The sequence below is a fragment of the uncultured Campylobacter sp. genome (genome assembly GCF_938030785.1).
Classification (GTDB): domain Bacteria; phylum Campylobacterota; class Campylobacteria; order Campylobacterales; family Campylobacteraceae; genus Campylobacter_B.
The window spans coordinates 1-1399 of the sequence record NZ_CALHIK010000084.1; the positions used below are offsets into that span (position 1 = coordinate 1).

2 protein-coding genes and 2 pseudogenes are annotated in these 1399 nt (G+C 52.1%); 3 read left to right on the plus strand and 1 reads right to left on the minus strand.

The features are described 5' to 3' along the window. A pseudogene (locus Q0438_RS04530) lies at nt 1-302 on the plus strand (aminotransferase class V-fold PLP-dependent enzyme); the annotation flags it as partial. 100 nt (nt 303-402) lie between these two features. On the opposite strand, the gene Q0438_RS04535 reads toward Q0438_RS04530, so the two are convergent. Further along, complete coding sequence (locus tag Q0438_RS04535; protein ID WP_299187866.1) at nt 403-840, minus strand: DUF417 family protein; 438 nt, start codon at nt 838-840, stop codon at nt 403-405. Between the two features lie 16 nt (nt 841-856). Between Q0438_RS04535 and Q0438_RS04540 the strand changes: the two genes are divergently transcribed. Further along, complete coding sequence (locus Q0438_RS04540) at nt 857-994, plus strand: hypothetical protein (protein ID WP_299187869.1); 138 nt, start codon at nt 857-859, stop codon at nt 992-994. 82 nt (nt 995-1076) lie between these two features. Then, nucleotides 1077-1399: pseudogene (locus Q0438_RS04545) on the plus strand (dehydrogenase); the annotation flags it as partial.

Consider the following 1399-nt stretch of genomic DNA (forward strand, 5'->3'; position numbering starts at 1 on the left):
CGATGCACGAGCGCAACAAGCGCAAAGCGGCGCTACTCTACGGCGCGATCGATGCTAGCGGCGGCTTCTACCGCGGCCACGCGCAAAAAACTAGCCGCAGCCTGATGAATGTGAGCTTTAATATCGCAGATGCCGCGCTTGAGCCCGTTTTCGTCGCGCAGGCGGAGGCGGAGGGGATGATCGGGCTTAAAGGACACCGCGTTTTAGGCGGCATCCGCGCCTCGATCTACAACGCGATAAACTACGAGGGCGTTGAAAAACTAGTCACTTTTATGAGCGAGTTTGCGCGCAAAAACGGCTAGCGGCGGCTAAATTTAGAGGGTTTGAACGCGGCTCGCGCTAACTCGCCATACGCGATCATTTAGTGTTGCGTCGGAACCGACGCCAATATGTTTTGACGGCTCAATCGCAGCTTTTTTCTCCGCGGCAAAAGCGCGCCAGGTCGTATTTTAGCAGCACCAAGCCAAGGCCTAGCAAGAAAAGGTCTTTAAAGATAAAGCCGTCGATCTTGCCCAGCTGCGGCAGTAGGCTGAGCGTAGTCAGCGCCATGACGATCACGATGAGATCGCCCACGATGCCCGCCTTCGGCTTGAAAAAGCCCGCGATGAGCGAGAGATAGCCCACGGTCTCCACCACGCCCAAAAAATAGCTCGCGCCGGCATCCCCAAGCGCTGACGGCAAAAACGAAAGCCACGTCTGCGAAAAAAGCGGCTTTAAAGCCTCCACCTCGAACTCAAACCACTTGTAGTTGCCCATCACGGCAAGCACGATGATAACGGAAAGTCTGGCAAATATAATATCTGCGTCGCCTGCGACAAATTTTTTTAAGATCTCCCTCATACGGCTCCTTTGTAAATTGTGTAGCGGTATGGTAGCGAGCTTGCGTGTAGGCTACGTGAAGGGGCAAAATTTCAAATTTCAAATTCCAAATTCCGCGGCTCCGCAAAATTTGAAATTCCATGCCGCGCGCCGTAAAATTTCAACGTGCATATAAAATTTTAAAATCGCGCCCAAATTTAAGCTATAATCGCTTCAAATTTTAAGGAGCCGAAATACTAAAATCATATCCACTTGCGATGCAGGACGTGGAGTTTCGCGGACACGGCGTGACGGGCATTTACGAGATGGGCGAGCGGATAGCCTTCGTCCATTTTGCCTTTACAGCCCCTAGCGAGCAAAACATCGCCGCGAAGCTAACGCCCGGCTACGTACTGCTAGATACGTTTTCGCGCGATTTTAGCGAACATAAAAGATCTGTGCTCGCCTACGAACAGCGCGAAATTTTCTCTGCCGCCTCCGCGCTTTTTTACCCGCAGGACGGTCATTTCGTGCTAAATACGAGACACTACGAGGGCTTCGTCGATTCGCCCGCAAAGCTCATCAAAATACAAGACGGCGA